Origin of the sequence: Cupriavidus cauae (genome assembly GCF_008632125.1) — a bacterium.
Classification (GTDB): Bacteria; Pseudomonadota; Gammaproteobacteria; order Burkholderiales; family Burkholderiaceae; genus Cupriavidus; species Cupriavidus cauae.
Genome location: NZ_VWRN01000049.1, coordinates 1 through 17,251, shown reverse-complemented (window position 1 = coordinate 17,251; position 17,251 = coordinate 1). Strand labels below are relative to the sequence as shown.

The 17,251-nt window shown below is 67.7% G+C and carries 16 protein-coding genes; 2 read left to right on the top strand and 14 right to left on the bottom strand.

Annotated features, from left to right (window positions below; genetic code table 11):
* Positions 1-10: 10 nt before the first annotated feature.
* The 9 genes from der to ndk form a co-directional block, all read right to left on the bottom strand.
* The gene (der, locus tag F1599_RS18550; RefSeq protein ID WP_149319159.1) at positions 11-1,354 is read right to left on the bottom strand and encodes a ribosome biogenesis GTPase Der; all 1,344 of its coding nucleotides are present in this window, start codon (positions 1,352-1,354) and stop codon (positions 11-13) included.
* Positions 1,355-1,629: 275 nt separating this feature from the next.
* Positions 1,630-2,799, bottom strand: coding sequence for an outer membrane protein assembly factor BamB (bamB, locus tag F1599_RS18545; RefSeq protein WP_370639584.1), 1,170 nt, complete (start codon positions 2,797-2,799; stop codon positions 1,630-1,632).
* A 113-nt stretch (positions 2,800-2,912) separates the two neighbouring features.
* A complete protein-coding gene (locus F1599_RS18540) occupies positions 2,913-3,545 on the bottom strand; it encodes a YfgM family protein (RefSeq protein WP_150084098.1) in 633 nt (210 codons plus the stop codon).
* Positions 3,546-3,610: 65 nt separating this feature from the next.
* Positions 3,611-5,002, bottom strand: coding sequence for a histidine--tRNA ligase (gene hisS / locus F1599_RS18535; RefSeq protein WP_149319162.1), 1,392 nt, complete (start codon positions 5,000-5,002; stop codon positions 3,611-3,613).
* Positions 5,003-5,066: 64 nt separating this feature from the next.
* The gene (gene ispG, locus F1599_RS18530; protein WP_150084097.1) at positions 5,067-6,353 is read right to left on the bottom strand and encodes a flavodoxin-dependent (E)-4-hydroxy-3-methylbut-2-enyl-diphosphate synthase; all 1,287 of its coding nucleotides are present in this window, start codon (positions 6,351-6,353) and stop codon (positions 5,067-5,069) included.
* Positions 6,354-6,417: 64 nt separating this feature from the next.
* Positions 6,418-7,437 carry a RodZ domain-containing protein gene (locus tag F1599_RS18525; protein ID WP_150084096.1) on the bottom strand — a complete coding sequence of 340 codons (1,020 nt, stop codon included), beginning with the start codon at positions 7,435-7,437 and terminating at the stop codon, positions 6,418-6,420.
* The gene (locus F1599_RS18520) at positions 7,430-8,293 is read right to left on the bottom strand and encodes a tetratricopeptide repeat protein (RefSeq protein ID WP_223819752.1); all 864 of its coding nucleotides are present in this window, start codon (positions 8,291-8,293) and stop codon (positions 7,430-7,432) included. Before F1599_RS18520 ends, F1599_RS18525 begins: the two co-directional genes overlap by 8 nt.
* Positions 8,290-9,438 (bottom strand): 23S rRNA (adenine(2503)-C(2))-methyltransferase RlmN, encoded by a 1,149-nt coding sequence (rlmN, locus tag F1599_RS18515; protein ID WP_150084095.1) that lies wholly within the window; start codon positions 9,436-9,438, stop codon positions 8,290-8,292. The genes F1599_RS18520 and rlmN overlap by 4 nt, the downstream gene beginning before the upstream one ends.
* 54 nt (positions 9,439-9,492) lie before the next feature.
* Positions 9,493-9,918, bottom strand: a complete 426-nt coding sequence (ndk, locus tag F1599_RS18510) for a nucleoside-diphosphate kinase (protein ID WP_149319166.1) — start codon at positions 9,916-9,918, stop codon at positions 9,493-9,495.
* Positions 9,919-10,254: 336 nt separating this feature from the next.
* Between ndk and F1599_RS18505 the strand changes: the two genes are divergently transcribed.
* Positions 10,255-10,959 carry a Bax inhibitor-1/YccA family protein gene (locus F1599_RS18505; protein WP_149319167.1) on the top strand — a complete coding sequence of 235 codons (705 nt, stop codon included), beginning with the start codon at positions 10,255-10,257 and terminating at the stop codon, positions 10,957-10,959.
* Positions 10,960-11,152: 193 nt separating this feature from the next.
* Here the strand turns inward: F1599_RS18505 and rlmD are convergent, their stop codons facing one another.
* Positions 11,153-12,670 carry a 23S rRNA (uracil(1939)-C(5))-methyltransferase RlmD gene (rlmD, locus tag F1599_RS18500; protein ID WP_370639583.1) on the bottom strand — a complete coding sequence of 506 codons (1,518 nt, stop codon included), beginning with the start codon at positions 12,668-12,670 and terminating at the stop codon, positions 11,153-11,155.
* A 70-nt stretch (positions 12,671-12,740) separates the two neighbouring features.
* On the opposite strand from rlmD, the gene F1599_RS18495 reads away from it, so the two are divergent.
* Complete coding sequence (locus F1599_RS18495; RefSeq protein WP_150084093.1) at positions 12,741-13,601, top strand: endonuclease/exonuclease/phosphatase family protein; 861 nt, start codon at positions 12,741-12,743, stop codon at positions 13,599-13,601.
* 63 nt (positions 13,602-13,664) lie between these two features.
* Here the strand turns inward: F1599_RS18495 and F1599_RS18490 are convergent, their stop codons facing one another.
* The 4 genes from F1599_RS18490 to F1599_RS18475 all read right to left on the bottom strand — a co-directional run.
* Positions 13,665-14,507 carry a 3'-5' exonuclease gene (locus tag F1599_RS18490; RefSeq protein WP_150084092.1) on the bottom strand — a complete coding sequence of 281 codons (843 nt, stop codon included), beginning with the start codon at positions 14,505-14,507 and terminating at the stop codon, positions 13,665-13,667.
* Positions 14,504-15,670, bottom strand: coding sequence for an RNA polymerase sigma factor RpoS (rpoS, locus tag F1599_RS18485; protein ID WP_149319171.1), 1,167 nt, complete (start codon positions 15,668-15,670; stop codon positions 14,504-14,506). Before rpoS ends, F1599_RS18490 begins: the two co-directional genes overlap by 4 nt.
* A 6-nt stretch (positions 15,671-15,676) precedes the next feature.
* Positions 15,677-16,537 (bottom strand): peptidoglycan DD-metalloendopeptidase family protein, encoded by an 861-nt coding sequence (locus F1599_RS18480; protein ID WP_150084091.1) that lies wholly within the window; start codon positions 16,535-16,537, stop codon positions 15,677-15,679.
* An 8-nt stretch (positions 16,538-16,545) separates the two neighbouring features.
* Positions 16,546-17,251: protein-L-isoaspartate(D-aspartate) O-methyltransferase (locus tag F1599_RS18475; RefSeq protein ID WP_150084090.1), on the bottom strand; the 706-nt coding region annotated here is incomplete at its 5' end.

Sequence of the window (17,251 nt, the reverse complement as noted above, 5' to 3'; positions counted from 1 at the left end):
CTTTTCCGACTCAATCCTTCGAGTCCTTGTACGGGTTTTTGTTCGTACGAAATTCGATTCGAAGCGGTGTGCCCTTCAGGTTGAAGGCCGCGCGGAAACGCCCTTCCAGGAAACGCCGATAGGTCTCGGGCACCGCGTTCAGCGAATTGCCGTGCACGACGATGATCGGCGGATTGGAACCGCCCTGGTGCGCGTAGCGCATCTTGGGGCGCGTCGCACCGACGCGGCGCGGCTGCTGGAACTCCACCGCGTCGTGCAGCACGCGCGTGAGCTTGGGCGTCGGCATCTTGATCATCGCCGCGGCGTACGCGTCGTCGACCGAGCGCAGCAGCGGGCCGATGCCGGTGCGCTCGCGGGCAGAGATGAAATGGAAATTGGCGAAATCCAGGAACTGCAGCTTGCGCTGCAGATCGTGCTTGATCCGGTCACGGGTATGGCCGTCCAGCCCGTCCCATTTATTGACGCCGACCACCAGTGCGCGCCCCGACTCGACGATGAAGCCGGCGATATGCGCGTCCTGCTCGGAGACGTCCTGCTGGGCGTCGAGCAGCAGCACCACCACGTTGGCATCGGCGATCGACTGCAGCGTCTTGACGACCGAGAACTTCTCGATCGCCTCGAACACCTTGCCCCGCTTGCGCAGGCCCGCGGTATCGATCAGCGTATAAGGCTTGCCGCCGCGCTCGAACTCGACATAGATCGCATCGCGCGTGGTGCCCGGCATGTCGAAGGCGATCACGCGCTCCTCGCCGATCAGCGTATTGACCAGCGTGGACTTGCCCACGTTGGGGCGGCCGACGATCGCGATCTTGATGCCGCGCGTGTTCTGGTCCTCGGGCTCGGCCAGCTCGGGACGCTGCTCGACCGCAGCCTCCAGCGCCTCCTCGACCAGCTCGCGCACGCCATCGCCATGAGTGGCCGAAATCGCATAGGGGTCGCCCATGCCGAGCTCGTAGAAGTCGGCCGCGACCGCGGTGTACTTCATGCCCTCGGCCTTGTTGACGGCCAGCATCACGCGGCGTCCGGTCTTGCGCAGATAGTCGGCGATGACCAGGTCCTGCGGCGCCAGGCCCAGGCGGCCGTCGACGATGAAGATGACGACGTCGGCCTCGACCACGGCCTGCCGGGTCTGCTTGGCCATTTCGGCGACGATGCCTTCCTTGGCCACCGGTTCGAAGCCGCCGGTATCGATGACGATGTACGGACGGTCGGCGCCGCGCCCCTCGCCGTAGTGGCGGTCGCGGGTCAGGCCCGGCAGGTCCGCGACGAGCGCGTCGCGCGAGCGGGTCAGGCGGTTGAATAACGTCGACTTGCCCACATTGGGGCGGCCGACGAGTGCGATCACTGGTTTCATGCAAATCGTGGAGGGCCACGCCGGGCGCGGTGCGCCAGGCATGCCTCCGAAGAATCAGGTTGGTCCGACAGCCTGGCGCAACGCGCCGGGCCGGCAATCCTGTCGGGTGAAATCAAGCCGCGGGCCACTGGCCCGCATGACGCATGTGGCCGGCACCGCCATCGCGGCGGGCCGGCCATGCTGTCGGGTCCCGGCGGTCGCGCGCACCGACAGGTGAGCGCGCGGTCGCCGGTGGGACGCCCGCGGTGGCGGCCGTCCCTGTTTGGGTCAGCGCTTCAATCCGGAATATAGCCGTAGACGTCGCCCCCTCGGGTCTGCACCACCAGGGTCTGGCCCGCCACCACCGGTGCGGCGGTGATCGGGCTGCTGCCGGCCCGCACGCGCGCGACGAACTTGCCGTCCTCGCGCGACAGGAAATGCAGGTAGCCCTCGAAGTCGCCGATCACCACCGAGCGGCCCAGCGCCAGCGGCATGCCCAGCGGCCGGTTGCGCAGCTGTTCGTTGCGCCAGCGCTCGTTGCCGTTCTGCCGATCGAAGGCATACACCACCGAATGCTCGTTGGCGGCGAACAGCGACACGTCGTCCTGGGTCGGGCCGACCGGCGACGAGAAGTCCTTGCCCCACTGCGGCTGGCCATTGGCGAGCTCCAGGCAGGCGATGCGGCCCTGGAAGGTGGTCGCGCAGACCTGGCGGCCGTTGATCATCGGCAGGCCCGTCACGTCGTTGAGCCGCTCGATCTCGGACACGCCCTTCGGATACGAGATCGTGCTCTCCCACCGCAGCACGCCGTTGGACGGTGCCAGCACGCCCAGCTTGCCGCCGGGGAAGCCCATCACGATGCCGTCGCCGGCGAACACCATGCCCATCGCGGCGCGCAGGTTCAGCGGCGTCTGCGCGCGCTGGTAGATCCAGCGGCGTTCGCCGGTCTGCGCATCGAGGCCCAGCACGCGCGTATCGGTGGTGCGCACCACCACGAGGTCGTGGCCAACCAGCGGCGAGGACAGGATCTCGCCATTGATCTGCTTCTTCCACAACTGCTTGCCGCTGGCGTCGAAGGCGAACACCACGCCCTTCTCGCCGGCGACCGCGGTCACATTGCCGTCGCTGCCGGGGCCGGTGGTCAGGTCGACGTCGGTGTCGACCTTCCACAGCGTGCGGCCGCTGGTGCCGTCGAGCGCCATCACGTCGCCGCCGTGCGACGACACATAGACCTTGTCGCCGACCGCGACAGGCTGCAGCGAATACGGGCCGCTCTTGCCGACGCTGGCGCGCCAGGCCTCCTTGACCGTCAGCGTCTGCGTGACCGGCTGCAGCTGGGCCGGCGGATTCTTGTCGGCCTTGCCGAACAGCGAGCAGCCAGCCAGGGCGGTGGCACAGGCAACGACGAGCGCCTGGGTCAAGCGAACAGGGCGAAAGATCCGGGCAGCGCCGTTAGGCATCGACATCATCTGGTTGCGTTCCTGAAAAAAGGTGGGAAGCGAAGTGGGAGCGGGTCGGGGCAAATTCGCTGGCAGTCGATGCACCGACCGGGCCGGCGCATCGACTGCAGCATCCTCGCTTATGCGGTGCCCAGGGCGTCCAGCTTGAACTGGATGATCTGGCGCATGCCGGCCTCGTCGACGCCGAGCTTGTCGAGCGCCTGGCGGTAGGCCGCGCGCGCCTCGTCACGCTTGTCCTGCGCCGCCAGCAGGTCGCCGCGGCGATCCGCATACAGCGCGACGAACGGGCTCGGCGGCTCGGCCTTGAGCAGCGCCAGCCCCTGGTCGTAGGCTTTCTCGTCGAGCAGCACGCCGGCCAGGCGGATACGCGCGAGGTGCTGGTACTCACCGTCGCCATGATCGACCGCCCATTGCAGCTGGCTCTTGGCGCCGGCCAGATCGCCGGCCTCGTACAACACCTTGGCGGCGACCAGCGCCGTCATCTGGCCATAGGCCGTCTTGCCGTACTTGTCCTCGAGGTCGCCGGCCGCGCGCTTGGTACGCTCGACATCGCGCGCCTCGGCGGCCTTCAGCACCTGCTCGTACAGCACCGCGGCCTCGCCGGCCTGCTTGCGCTGCCACCAGTTCCAGCCATTCCAGGCCGCGAAGGCCAGCAGGCAGGCAATCATCAGCCAGGTCAGGAAGTTGCCGTACTGGCGCCACCATGCCTTGATGTTTTCAAGCTGTTCCTGCTCTTCCAGATCGTAAGCCATCTCGTGGTTTCAACCGCGTTGGTTTGTCGTCAGGCAAGCGCGCATCGTGCAGCGCGCCTGCGTCATCATTGAAGGTCTTCGCCGGACTCGCCACCCATGCCGGCGACCATCGATTCGACCAGATAGTCGACCAGGTCCTCGGCGGGCACCGTCGCCTGCTGGCCGTTGTTCTCGGTTTGCCCGTCCGCCGCCCGCAGGGCCTTGACCTGCACCACGCCGGCGGCCAGTTCATCCTCGCCAATGATAACGGCATGGGAAGCCCCGCTCGCGTCGGCCCGCTTCATCTGCGATTTGAAGCTGCCGCTCTTGCCATCCGCGGTGGCGTGCACGACCACATCGAAACCGGCATCGCGCATGCGCTCCGCCGCGATCATCGCCTGCTGCGCCGCGGCCTCGCCCTGGTGCACGACATAGACGTCGCACGCGTCGGCCTGGCGTGCCAGCCCTTCCTCGCGCATCAGTTCGATGATCCGCTCGATCCCCATCGCCCAGCCGCAGGCCGGCGCCGACTTGCCGCCCATCTGCGCGATCAGCGGATCGTAGCGGCCGCCGCCGGCGATGGTGCCCTGCGCGCCGAGCTTGTCGGTGATCCACTCGAACACGGTCAGGTTGTAGTAGTCCAGCCCGCGCACCAGGCGCGGATTGATCGTGAACGGAATATTGTTGGCCTTCAGCAGACGCTGCACGCCCTCGAAGTGGGCCAGCGAGGCCTCGCCGAGGAAGTCGATCAGCTTCGGCGCGTTCGCCGCCATCTCCTGCAGCGCGGGATTCTTGGTGTCGAGCACGCGCAGCGGGTTGGTGTACAGGCGCCGCTTGCCGTCCTCGTCCAGGATGTCCTGGAAGCCTTCCAGATACTTGATCAGTTCCTGGCGATGGGCCGCGCGCTCGTCGGCCTGGCCCAGCGAATTGATCTCCAGCCGCACACCGGTCAGGCCCAGGTCGTCCCACAGGCGCTGGCACATCAGGATGATCTCGGCGTCGACATCCGGACCGGCAAAGCCGAGCGCCTCGGCGCCGAGCTGGTGGAACTGGCGATAGCGGCCGCGCTGCGGGCGCTCGTGGCGGAACATCGGGCCGGTGTACCACAGGCGCTTGGGACCGTCGTACAGCAGGTTGTGCTCGATGGTGGCGCGCACCACCGCCGCCGTGCCCTCGGGACGCAGCGTCAGTTGCTCGCCGTTCAGCGAATCGGTGAAGGAATACATCTCCTTCTCGACGATGTCGGTGACCTCGCCGATGCCGCGCACGAACAGCTGGGTCGGCTCGACGATCGGCGTGCGGATCTGCTGGTAGCCGTAGGCGCGCAGCATCGCGCGGGCCGCCTGGTCGAACTGCTCCCACAGCGGGGCGTCGGCGGGCAGCATGTCGTTCATGCCCTTGACGCCCTGCAGTGCGCGGGCCTTGCCCTGGTTCTGGGCGCCGCCGTTGGCCGGCGCCGGATTCTCGGATGCGTTCATGGTTGTCATTCTGTTGCTGGGTCGCGGGCGGTCCGTTGCCGGTCAGCGGCCGATCTGTCGCCGATCACCGGCCCACATTGGCCGCCGTGCTGCCCTTCCCGTAGTGCGTGCGCACATATTCGTCGACCATCGCCTGGAACTCCTCGGCAATCCGCTCGCCGCGCAGCGTCTTCACCTTGACGCCGTCGACGAACACCGGCGCCGCCGGCGATTCGCCGGAGCCCGGCAGCGAGATGCCGATATTCGCGTGCTTGCTCTCGCCCGGGCCGTTGACGATGCAGCCCATCACGGCCACGTCCATTTCCTCGACGCCGGGATACTCGGTCTTCCATACCGGCATCTGCGCGCGCAGGTACGACTGGATGCTGGCGGCCAGTTCCTGGAACACCGTGCTGGTGGTGCGGCCGCAGCCCGGGCACGCGATCACCATCGGCGTGAAGTTGCGCAGGCCCATGGTCTGCAGGATCTCCTGCGCGACATGCACTTCCTTGTCGCGCGACGCGCCCGGCTCCGGCGTCAGCGAGATGCGGATCGTGTCGCCGATGCCTTCCTGCAGCAGCACCGACAGCGCCGCCGTCGAGGCGACGATGCCCTTGCTGCCCATGCCTGCCTCGGTCAGGCCGAGATGCAGCGGATAGTCGCAGCGGCGCGCCAGCTCGCGGTAGACCGCGATCAGCTCCTGCACCTGCGACACCTTGCACGACAGGATGATCTGGTCGCCCGGCAGGCCGATTTCCTCGGCGCGCCGCGCGGAGTCGATCGCCGACGTGATCAGCGCCTCGATCATCACGCTCTGCGCCGGCCACGGTTCGGCGCGCTGGCCGTTCTCGTCCATGATGCGCGCCAGCAGATCCTGATCCAGGCTGCCCCAGTTGACGCCGATGCGCACCGGCTTGCCGTGCCGGCATGCCATCTCGATCATCTGCGCGAACTGCGTGTCGCGCTTGGCGCCCTGGCCGACGTTGCCCGGGTTGATGCGGTACTTCGACAGCGCCTGCGCGCAGGCCGGATGGTCCTGCAGCAGCTTGTGGCCGTTGTAGTGGAAGTCGCCGACCAGCGGCACGTCGATGCCCATCCGATCGAGCTGGTCGCGGATGGCGGGCACCGCCGCAGCGGCTTCGGGCGTATTGACCGTGATGCGGACGATCTCCGAGCCGGCGCGCGCCAGTTCCTTGATCTGGATCGCGGTGCCGACCGCATCGACGGTGTCGGTATTGGTCATCGACTGCACGCGCACCGGCGCGTCGCCGCCGATCGTCACCACGTTGTCGCCCCAGACCACGCGCGCCTGCCGGGTGCGGCGGCGCGGCAGCGATCCGGGCAGTACGGGCAGACAGGCCTGTGCGTTCATGGGGTTACCTCGTTGCATTGGCGTGCGGTCGACGAATGGAAACGATCGGGGACCGACGGATAAATCAGGGCAGCGTCAGGCGCGCCACGTTGTTGCGGTTGGCCGCCTGCAGATCGACCGGCTCGCCGTTGCGGGTCATCGCCGCGACGCCCTTGACGTTGCCGATCACCACCTTGTACGGCGCCGTGCCGCCGCCGGCGACCTCATCGCCCGCCTTGGCGGTGCCGCCCAGCACGACCTTGCCGCTGGCGTCGCGAACCTCATACCAGGTCGGGGCGCTGAAACGCAGCTGCAGTTCGCCGGAGGCCGACGCAGCCGTGGCTGCTGCGGCGGCAGGCGCTGCCGCTGCTGCCGTGGCAGCCGACTCATTGGACGCGACCGGCGCACCGGTCACCGGAGCCAGCGGGGTCGCCAGCGTGGCGGATGCACTGGCGGTGCCGCCGGCGGTGGCGCCTTCCGCGCCGGTCATCGCGCCCGGCGCCTCGCTGGCGGCGCCGCCCATCACATGCGGCAGCACCGCGGTCACGGTGCCCGAGGTGCCCGATTCGGTCTCGACCGCCGTTTCCGCGCCGGATTGCGTGAACTGCTGCTCGCGTGCATCGAGCCATTGCTTGACATGGTCGACGCCGAACAGGGCGCCGGCACAGACCACGGCCGCGACCAGCGCGAGCCAGACCCAGCGCCCGCCGGTACCCGACGTGCCGCTGCTGCGAAAGCGCCGGCGGTCGTCGAAGCTCGCGTTCAGGCTGCCCTGGCGGCGGATCGCCACCTCGGGCGCCGGCGGCGCGGCCTGGGCATGGAAACGGGCCAGCAAGGCGTCGATGTCGACCTGCAGCAGGCGCGCGTAGGCGCGCATCAGACCCTTTGCGAACGTCAGATCGGGCAAGGCGTCGACATTGCCGGACTCGATCGCATCGACCTTTTGCGCCGGCACCTTCAGCCGCGCACCGACGTCGTGTATCGACAGCCCCTGGGCCGCGCGTGCCTTCGCCAGGCTCGCGCCGATCTCCTGTGCGACCGCGTTGGCGCTGCCGCTCGCATTGGTCGAGACGGCCTGGCCCTCGGCGCGCTCGTGCTCATTCATCCCGTGCTCCTTGTTGGTATGCGCTTTCCCGCGAGTCCGGGAAGCGCCTATGTAATTGCGCCAGCAATGCCTGCTGTGCGGCCGCGTCTCCCTCGCGGTGCGCAATGCGCGCGCCCAGCCAAAGCGATGCCGGAGTGGCGAAGCGTCCTGCATTGACCTGCGCCACCTCGGCGCGGGCCCGCGGCAGATCGCCTTGTTTCCAATACAGCAGCCCGAGTTGCGTGTGCGCGGCGGCCCGGGTCGCGGCGTCCGCGGAATCCGCGGCGGCCGTCGTGTCCGGCCGGGCCAGCGCCGAGGTCAGGCTGCGGTGCGCCGACTCCAGATCGCCCTGGCGCAGCTGGCAGGCGCCCAGGCTGGTCAGCATCCTGGCTGCACCGCCGGACGAAGAAGCCGTCACCGCGGCCGTCACCGCGCGCTGCAGCTGGGCCAGGCCTTCGGCGTAGCGCCCCTGCTCGCACAGCAGCCAGCCATAGTTGTTCAGCAGATCGCCGTCGTCCTGGCGGCGCGACAGGGCGGCACGAAAGCTCTGCTCGGCCTCGGCGGGCCGCCGCAGCGCCATCTGCGCCAGCGCCTGGACGTGATAGGCATCGGTCAGGGCCGGATCGAGCGCGATCGCCTGTCGGGCCTCATCGAGCGCGATCGCGCCCTGGCCGGCCTGCAGATATTGCGTGGCCAGCTGCAGCCGCAGCGCGGCGCGCTCGCGCGCATCCGCCGGTGTCGGGCTGGCGTCCCGTGCCTGCGGCGCCTGTTGTCCCGGGGTGGCCCGGGTGCCGGATGTGCCCGTCGACTGGCACGCCGTCAGCAGTGCCAGCCCGGCCAGAACCACGGCGGGCAGACCGGCAGGCAGACGCCTCATGCAGATCGCGCCTCCCCGCCCGGCGCCGCCACTACCGGCGGAATCTTGCCGAAGCGGCCGCGCTCGGCAAGCCGGGTGCGATCCTGCACGCGGCCCTCGGCGGCGAGCTGGCCGCAGGCGGCGTCGATATCGTCGCCGCGCGTCTTGCGGATCGTCGTCACGATGCCGGCGTCCATCAGCACCTGGGCGAAACGCCGGATCTGCTCGTTGTTCGAGCGCTTGAGCCCCGATTCGGGGAAGGGATTGAACGGAATCAGGTTGAACTTGCATGGCACGTCGGCCACCAGCTTCAACAATTCCCGCGCATGCTCGACGCCGTCGTTGACGCCGTCCAGCATGCAGTATTCGAAGGTGATGAAGTCGCGCGGGGCGAACTCCAGATAGCGGCGGCAGGCCGCCATCAGCTCGGCCAGCGGGTACTTGCGGTTCAGCGGCACCAGCCCGTCGCGCAGGGCATCGTTCGATGCGTGCAGCGACACCGCCAGCGCGACCGGCAGGTCCTTGGCCAGGCGGTCCATCATCGGCACCACGCCGGACGTGGACAGCGTGACCCGGCGGCGCGACAGCCCGTAGGCGTTGTCGTCAAGCATCAGCCGCATCGCCGGCACGACCTGGTCGTAGTTCAGCAGCGGCTCGCCCATGCCCATCATCACCACGTTCGAGATCACGCGATCGTCCTTCGGGCCGCGCCCCAGCTGGGTGCGCATCGCGAATTCGGCCATCCACAGCTGGCCGATGATCTCGCCGGTGGTCAGATTGCGCGAAAAGCCCTGCTTGCCGGTCGAACAAAACCGGCAATTGACCGCGCAGCCGGCCTGCGAGGAAACGCACAGCGTGCCGCGCGTTTCCTCGGGGATGTAGACCATTTCGACCGCATTGCCGTTGCCCACGTCGAGCAGCCACTTGCGCGTGCCGTCCGCCGACACGTGGTCGGTGATCACGGACGGCGCGCGGATTTCGGCGCGCGTGGCCAGCTTCTGGCGCAGCGACTTGGCCAGGTCCGACATCTCGTCGAACTGGCTGGCGCCGAACTGGTGGATCCAGCGCTGCAGCTGCCGCGCGCGAAACGGCTTCTCGCCGAGCTCGCCGCAATACGTGGCGAGCCCGTCCGCATCCAGATCGAGCAGGTTGACGAGAGCGTTCATGACGGCAGCGGGGGCTTCGGGTAGCAGTCTAGTGTCCGGGTTCAGGCCAGACAATCAGCGCGAGTAAACGTTCATGCCGGGGAAGAAGAACGACACTTCGACGGCCGCGGTTTCCGGCGCGTCGGAGCCGTGCACGGCGTTGGCGTCGATGCTGTCGGCGAAATCGGCGCGGATCGTGCCCTTCTCGGCCTTCTTCGGATCGGTGGCGCCCATCAGCTCACGGTTCTTGGCGATCGCGTTCTCGCCTTCCAGGACCTGGATCATCACCGGGCCCGAGATCATGAAGTCGACCAGATCCTTGAAGAACGGACGCTCCTTGTGGACGGCGTAGAACTGCTCGGCTTCGCCGCGCGACAGGTGCGCCATCTTGGCGGCCACGATCTTCAGGCCGGCGGCCTCGAAACGGGCGTAGATCTGACCGATGACGTTCTTGGCCACGGCATCCGGCTTGATAATCGACAGGGTGCGTTCGATCGCCATAAAAACTCCGAAAAATGAAGGGGTTACCAAATTGGGAAACACAAGATTCTAGCACGAGACCCCAATCGTTTCGAGAGCCGGCGGCGGGGAAACGATCGGGGCGGCGTCCGGCAGATTATCGCGGCGCACGGTCGCCGCGATATGGGACAAAGGGACGGGAACACCGGGCCGCCCGGCTGATCCAAGGCAACGAAAGCGCCTCATGTGTTCCTCGACGGTTTCGCGATTTTTAGTGCTCGGTAAATCACTCTGCACTTGCAATCGTGCAAGGACGATGCCACATTGGCGAGGTGTCCGCCGGCGCTTCCGGCACCGCCCTTTGAATGAGGAGTCATCATGAACGACAAGCTGAATACCTATGGTTTCGGCAATGCCGGCGCGACGGCGGGAGCCGTCACCGTCCGCAATCGGGTCCTGCGCAATACCTATTGGCTGCTGGCGCTCTCGATGGTGCCGACCGTGCTCGGCGCCTGGATCGGCGTGGCGACGGGCTTCAGCTTCATGGCCGCCAGCCCGGGCCTGTCGCTGATCCTGTTCCTCGCGATCGCCTTCGGCTTCTTCTTCGCGATCGAGAAGACCAAGAACAGCGCCATGGGGGTCGTGCTGCTGCTGGCCTTCACCTTCTTCATGGGCCTGATGCTGTCGCGGATCATCGGCTCGGTGCTGCAGTTCTCGAACGGACCGGCGCTGATCATGTATGCGTTCGGCGGCACCGCGGCGGTCTTTGCCACGATGGCGACCGTCGCCACGGTCAGCAAGCGCGATTTCTCCGGCCTGGGCAAGTTCCTGTTCGTCGGCGTGATCCTGCTGATCCTGGCCAGCGTGGCCAACATCTGGCTGCAGCTGCCCTCGCTGATGATCACCGTCTCCGTGATCGCGATCGGCATCTTCTCGGCCTACATGCTGTACGACGTGCAGCGCGTGGTGAACGGCGGCGAGACCAACTACATCACGGCGACGCTGGCGATCTACCTGGACGTCTACAACGTCTTCGTCAACCTGCTGGCGCTGCTGGGCATCTTCGGCGGCAGCCGCGAATAGGCGACCGCCTCACCGCCATGACGAAGGGCCGGCAATGCCGGCCCTTTTTTATTGCCCCACGCGGTTGCCCTGTCGCTGGCCCCGGGCCGGCGGTTCGGGCCGGCGGTTCGGGCCGATGGTCCCGGCCAATCCCGCCGCCCATCGCCCGCCCCCGCCCCCATCGCCCCGGACAACCGCCCCGAGGATCGCCCGATCAGGCCCGCTCGAACACCGCGATCGACTCCACGTGCGAGGTGTGCGGGAACATGTTGACCACGCCGGCGCCGCGCAGCCGGTAGCCGGCCTCATGCACCAGCAGGCCGGCGTCGCGCGCCAGCGTCGCCGGATTGCATGACACATAGACGATACGGCCCGGCAGCACGTCGCTGCCAGCCTGCGCCAGCTCGGCCAGCGCCTTGCTGACGGCCAGCGCGCCTTCCCGCGGCGGATCGACCAGCCAGCGGTCGAAACGGCCCAGCGCCGAAATGTCCTCGGCGCTGACCTCGAACAGGTTGCGGCAGGCAAAGCCGACCTTGTGCGCCAGCCCGTTGTATTCGGCGTTGGCCAGCGCCCGCGCCGTCAGCGCCTCGCTGCCCTCGATGCCCATCACCTCCCGCCCCTGCGTCGCCAGTGGCAGCGTGAAATTGCCGATGCCGCAGAAGAGGTCCAGCAGCCGGTCGCCCGGCTGGGCGTCGAGCAGCCGCAGGGCCCGCTTGATCAGCACGCGGTTGATCTGATGGTTGACCTGGGTGAAATCGGTCGGCTTGAACGGCATGCGGATGCCGAATTCCGGCAGCGTATAGGCCAGTTCACGATCGAGCGGATAGAACGGCACCACCGTATCCGGGCCCTTGGGCTGCAGCCAGAACTGCACGTTGTGGCGGTCGGCGAAGGCCCGCAGCAGGTCGCGGTCGGCATCGTTCAGCGGCTCGAGGATCCGCAGCACCAGCGCGGTGACATCCTGACCGACGGCCAGCTCGATCTGCGGCATGCGGTCGCGGATCGACAGCCCGGCGACCAGCTCGCGCAGCGGCACCAGCATCGCCGACACATGCGGCGGCAGCACCTCGCACGACGTCATGTCGGCGACATAGCTGCTCTTGCGCTCGTGAAAACCGACCAGCACCCCGCCCTTCTTGACCACGTGGCGCACCGTCAGGCGGGCGCGGTAGCGATAGCCCCAATCCGGTCCAGCGATCGGCCGGAACACCATCTCGGGCCGTATCTTGGCGAGGTGCCACAGGTTGTCTTCCAGCACGCGCTGCTTGATCGCGAGCTGGGCGCGCGCGTCGAGGTGCTGCATCGAACAGCCGCCGCAGACGCCGAAATTCGGGCAACCGGGCTGCACCCGCATTACCGACGGTTCACGGACCTCGACCAGATGCGCCTGCTCGTAGCTGGGCTTGCGCCGATAGCTCTGGTAGGCCACCGTTTCGCCCGGCAGCGCACCCTCGACGAAGATCACCTTGCCCGGCGTCCCGTCCTCGTTGACCAGCCGTCCCACGCCGCGCGCCTCCATGTCGAGGCTGTCGATCTTCACGGTCGGATGGGCCTGGGCCTCGGCGCCGGCGGCCGATGCGGCGGCGCCGCCACGCTTGCGGTTGGGAGCGGGCGAGGCGGCCGGTTGCTGCACCGGCTCAGGGGCGGATTGCGGGGAAGACACGGCTTGAGACACCAGCGGGACCTGACGTATTGTTTTGCGAAAGCGCGATTGTAGACCAGTCGCCGCGATCGGAACCGGCACGAACGGAACGGCAGCGATGCCGCCATCGTGCGCAGAACCGCCCCGGCGGAGGCAAGCGATGGAACTGATCAGTTGGAACATCCAGTGGGGACGCGGCTGCGACGGCGAGGTCGATCTCGCCCGCACCGTATCGACGCTGCGGGCGCTCGCCGACTTCGACGTGCTGTGCCTGCAGGAGGTGACGCGCGGCTTCGGCGAGATGCGGGGCAACCCGGGCGCGGACCAGGTGGCCGAGCTGGCCGCGCTGCTGCCCGGCTACCATCTGCTGTTCGCGCCAGGCGTCGACCGTTTCGGGCCCGATGGCGTGCCGCGCCAGTTCGGCAACGTGATCGCGACGCGCCTGCCGGTATGCGAGGTATTCCGCCATGCGCTGCCGTGGCCCGCCGATCCGACCGTCGCATCGATGCCGCGCGTTGCGCTGGAAGCGACCGTGATCGCCGGCACCCAACGGCTGCGCATCATCTGCACGCATCTGGAGTATTACTCGGCCCTGCAACGCAACGCACAGGCCGAAGCGTTGCGCGCCTGGCATGCCGAGGCCTGCGGGCATGCGGCAAGGCCGGGACCGGCGGAACAGCGCTTCGGCCCGTTCACGCCGGAGGCACGTCCACCCAGCGCCATCCTGTGCGGCGACTTCAACAGCAAACCCGGTGACACCGCCTACCTGCGCCTGACCGCGCCCTTCGACGACGGCACGCCGGCGTGGCGCGATGCCTGGCTGCATCTGCATCCGGGCCGGCCGCACGCGCCGACCTGCGCGCTCTACGACAAGGCGCAGTGGGACGAGCCGCCCTTCGCTTGCGACTTCATGCTGGTGACCGAGGATCTGCTGGAACGGGTGGTTCGTTGCGAGGTCGACGGCAGCACGCAGGCATCGGACCACCAGCCGGTGCTCCTGTCGCTGCGGGACTTTGAATAAGGGACAACCGGGAGCAACGCGGAGACGAACCGAGGGGCAAGAAACTGGCGGCGACGCGACTGTTCAGTCGATCTCTTCGTCGTCGGCCACGCGGCTGGACGGCTGCAGCTGGAAGGCGCGCAGATATTCCATCCATTGCGGCCCGGGCAGTTCCGCCAGCGATTCCTGCACCAGTTCGACCTCGGCATCGAACTCGCGCGGCGTCAGGCCGCCGCGCATCATCTGGAAGCGGCAGTACATCAGATACGTGTTGACGACGTCGGTCTCGCAATAGGCCCGGATCGCGCCGATCTGCCCCTGCTGGAACGCTTCCCACACCTTGCTGCCGTCCATCCCCATCTTGCCGGGGAAGCCGCACAGCTTGGCGAGGTCGTCCAGCGGGGCGCTGGCACGCGGCTGGTACATCGCCAGCAGATCCATCAGATCCAGATGCCGCATGTGGTAGCGGCTGATGTAGTTGTTCCACTTGAAGTCGCGGCTGTCGTCGTCGCGGCCCTCGCCCATTTCCCAATAGCGGGGCGCAGTGACGCCGTGGACCAGCCCGCGATAGTGCAGCACCGGCAGGTCGAAGCCGCCGCCGTTCCACGACACCAGTTGCGGACTGTAGCGCGCGATCAGTTCGTAGAACCGCTGGATCAGCGTCGCTTCGCCATCGTCCTCGCTGCCGAGCGAGCCGACGTGGAACAGCGCGGTGCCGTCGCGCTGCGTGCGGCGCAGCACGCAGGAGATCGCGACCACGCGTTGCAGATGCAGGGGTAGAAAATCGCTGCCGGTCTTTTCGCGGCGGGCGGCGAAGGCCAGCTCCGCAACCTCGGCATCGGTGAGGCCCGGCGGATGGTCGTGCAGACGGCGCAGGCCGGCGACATCGGGAACCGTCTCGATGTCGAATACCAGCACAGGCGTCATAGAACCGCGTCCTTGCGCACCCCTTGCGAAGCGAAATGCCGCTTGAGCTTGACCAGCGCTTCCTGCTGGATCTGGCGCACGCGTTCGCGCGTCAGGCCCATTTCCTCGGCCAGCTCTTCCAGCGTGGCCGGCTCGATATGGTTCAGGCCGAAGCGGCGCTCGACGACATAGCGGTGCTTTTCGGACAGCCGCGCCAGCCACAGCTTCATCAGGTTCTCGAGCTCGCGGTGCGCAACCTCCTGATCCGGCGCGGCATTGTGTTCGTCCGACAGGAAGTCGAGCAGGCTCGAGCCTGGATCGAGATCGAACGGCGTATCGAGCGAGGTCGTGTGTTCGTTCAGTGCGAGGACGTCCTGCACTTCGTCGGGAGTCTTGCCGAGCAGATGCGCGATGTCCTCGAGACTGGCATCGCGTCCGTCGGTACCGCCCTTCTCCAGATGCCGCTTGGCGCGCAGCACCTGATTGAGTTCGCGGATCACGTGCACCGGCAGGCGGACCGTGCGCGCCTGGTTCATGATCGCGCGCTCGATGCTCTGGCGGATCCACCAGGTGGCATAGGTCGAGAAACGGAAGCCGCGCGAGGGATCGAACTTCTCGATCGCATGCATCAGGCCGAGGTTGCCCTCCTCGATCAGATCGAGCAGCGGCACGCCGCGATTCAGATAGCCCTTGGCGATGCTGACCACCAGCCGCAGGTTGCGCTCGATCATGACCTGACGCGCGGAGAAATCGCCGTCCTTGGCCAGCGTCGAGAAATGGAGTTCTTCGGGAGCCGACAGCAGCGGCTTGATGCTGATGCGGTTCAGATAGTGCTGAACGGTATCGGCGGCGAGCTCGGTATGCAGGGCACTGCGGAATTCGTCCTGCTCGGTGGCGACCGCTTCGGTCGCGCCCTCTTCCTCGTCGCTCTCGCGCTCGCCTTCGTCATCGTCGCGCGCGACCGCGTCGCCGTCGTCGGCCATCAGATCGGTCTCGCGCAAACCGACCGAGCCCGCGCCGGGCGCGATCGGTTCGTCGGTCAGGGGAATCAGCTCGGCCGCCAGATCGTGATCGTAGCCATCGGCTTGACCGTCACGATGTGCCACACCAGAACGTGCTTCCGGTTGCTTGGCACGACGGGTGCGGCTGACGGTTCCGGAGGAGACTGTTTTCTGGCGTGGCATGAACCCTCACTGTGGCGGCAAATACCGCATCGGATCGACCGGTTTCCCGTTCCTGCGAACTTCGAAATGCAGTTTCACGCGATCGGCATCGGTATTGCCCATCTCTGCAATTTTCTGACCCCGGCGGACCGTTGCCTGTTCGGTCACGACGACCTTGTCGTTGTGGCCGTAGGCAGTAAGAAAAGTCTCGTTGTGTTTGATGATGACAAGATTCCCGTAGCCGCGCAAGGGGCCTACGTGAATCACCCGACCGTCGTCCGCGGCGAGCACCGCATCGCCGCGCTGACCGCTGATATCGATGCCCTTGTTGCCCTTTTCGTCGAAGCGTCCGAGCAGCGAACCGCGCGCGGGCCAGGCCAGCTGGATGTTGCCGTCGGCGGGCGCGCCGGGGATCGGCGCAGCGGCCGCGGGCGCCGACGCGGCCGAGGGCGCGGTCGCGCCCGGCGTGGTGGCCGGCGGCAGCCCCGCCTGCTCCAGCGGTTGGCCTTGCACCGCGGCAGGCGCGACCGGCATCGTCGCGACGCCGGTCGCCGCGTTGACGTCCGCGCCCGGCGGCACGATGCGCAGCAATTGGCCGACCTCGATCTGATTGGCGTTGACGATATTGTTCCAGGCCGCGACATCGCGATACGACTGGCCGTTCTCGAGGGCGATGCGATACAGCGTATCGCCGCGCTTGACCCGATAGTAGCCGGGGGGCGCGGGCTCGACCGGTGCGATCGTGGTCCCGGTACCGCCGGCGGTGCGGTCGATCACGGGCGCGGGCATCGGCGAGGAAGCGCAGCCGGCCAGCAGGGCTGCCAGCAGCGAGGCGGTGGCGAGCTGGCCCGCGCGGATAAGACGTTGCGAAGTCACGGTGTTGTGCATAGTTCGACTCAGGTGGTGCCCGATTTTAATGGCACAAAGAAAACGGCTTCAAGCGCGGTGCGGTGAAAGCGATGCCGGCTCCGGCGCTCGATCAGCAGCAGTTGCTGCGTCACGGCCTGCCCCTGCTTGTGCCCGTCCGCGCCGGCGGACGCGACCGCGACCGGCGCGATCAGCCTGCCGCCGACCTCCAGCTGCTCCAGAAGCGCCTCCGGCACCTCCATGCCGGCCGCGGCCAGGATGATCGAGGAGAACGGCGCGGCCTGCGGCAGGCCGAGCATGCCGTCGCCATAGTGCAGGCGCAGATTGGGCAGCCGCAGTGCCCGCAGGTTGGCCTTGGCCTGTTCGTGCAGCGGCCGGATCCGCTCGATCGAAAACACGTCGCGCGCGACCAGGCTCAGCACCGCGGCCTGATAGCCGCAACCGGTGCCGATCTCCAGCACGCGCTCGAGCGGCTGCGCGGGCGCCAGGCCATGGCGCAGCAGTTCGATCATGCGGGCCACCACCGACGGCTTGGAGATGGTCTGCTGATGACCGATCGGCAGCGCCGCGTCCTCGTAGGCCTGCGAGGCCAGCCCCGGCTCCAGGAACAGATGGCGCGGCACCGTGGCGATCGCCTGCAGCACGCGCTCGTCGCGAATGCCGCCGCTGCGCAGCCGCGCGGCCAGCGCGGCGCGCGCGCGGTCCGAGGCCATGCCGCCGCCGCCCACGCTGGCC